Genomic DNA, 1,303 nt, shown 5'->3' on the forward strand with positions numbered 1-1,303 from the left:
ATCACCAGCTTGCCAGCGCTTATTTAATAAGTTTTCGCTGCTATCTAATCTGCCTTTTGTCAGTTTTTGCCATTGCTCATAATATTTTCTACTGACATTAAGCGATTCATAATTAGCTTTTGCTTCAAAAGACTGCTTTCGATATACCGACTGAAAATTCGCCTCGGCTGCAATGGCTTCTGAATAAGCGGCTTTAACATTATCTGTATAGTTATTTCTGATGTTTAAAGGCATTGAAAAAGTCACACCAACCAAGTCTTCATCTCCACTTTTCCCTGCGCTAACGCCAATGGTTGGATTAGCTTTAGATTCCATAGTGGTTAGTTGAGCTTTAGATTGTTGTCCCTTCCATTTCGCTCTAGCAAGTTTAACTTTTGGATGTTCCTCAACCCACTGGGAGTTAAATGAGTAGCTTGTTGCTCCAAAAGTAAATGAAAACAAATTGGTAGTATTAGGCGTCCAATCAGGCAATAACTCCTGAACCTTTACCTCTGCATTTTTCAAAGCAATTTGAGACTCAGATATTTCACTAAAAATTTGCGACAAGTTTAAATAGACTAGCTCAGCGTCAAGTGGCTCTAGAAGTCCAGCTTTTCGTTTGTCTTCAACAATTCCAACGAGCGTTTGCAATTGCTCTTCTCTTTCTGAAAGTAACTGAGCAGCTTTTTTTGCTGCTTGCCAATTAACTAATGCAGTTAAGGCATTAGCCTTTTTAGAATCGAGTAGAGATAACAATTGTTGCTGGTTTGCATAAACATCAATTTCACCAATGGTTTTATTTGTTGATTGCTTATCCCAAAAATCTATCGTTTGACTGATACCAATAGAGTAATTATCAAAATCACCTTCTTTTTCATAGCTTGCTTCAAGCTCTGGGTTATATACGGCTTGAGTTAAGCTTTTGGCTCTATGATTACTTGCATTAAGTAACTCTTTAGCCGCAACAACTTCGGGATCTTTATTTATTTGACTATCTAGCCATGAAATACTTTTCTGTTTGCCATAAGTGGCAACTGAAAAACTCACAGCCATGCATAAAGACAGGGTTAAACCTGTATTTTTTAAAAATATATACATAAAACTTCTTAATTTTTTAATTTATAAACACGAACCCTTTATCCTTCTCATGGACAAATAGGTCATTAAAAATCAATCTAATTAAGAAATGGGTGGGCGAAGTATCGCTTCAAGGTAAGTATTTGTTTGATCAATTTGATAAGGCGTTTTATTGATAATGTTTAGTTTGCCCGTGGTATTTGAATTACTGACTAAAATCCAAGATAAGTGGCTGCCACTGCAATGA

The 1,303-nt window shown here is 36.1% G+C and carries 1 protein-coding gene; it reads right to left on the reverse strand.

Translation table 11 applies throughout. From position 1 onward, the window contains the following. Nucleotides 1-1,077 (reverse strand): TolC family protein (locus CXF76_RS00705; protein ID WP_101162811.1); only part of this gene is annotated, 1,077 nt, incomplete at its 3' end. Nucleotides 1,078-1,303 lie beyond the last annotated feature (226 nt).

It is taken from the genome of Pseudoalteromonas sp. 78C3, from assembly GCF_002836695.1.
In the GTDB taxonomy this organism is placed as follows: Bacteria; Pseudomonadota; Gammaproteobacteria; order Enterobacterales; family Alteromonadaceae; genus Pseudoalteromonas; species Pseudoalteromonas arctica.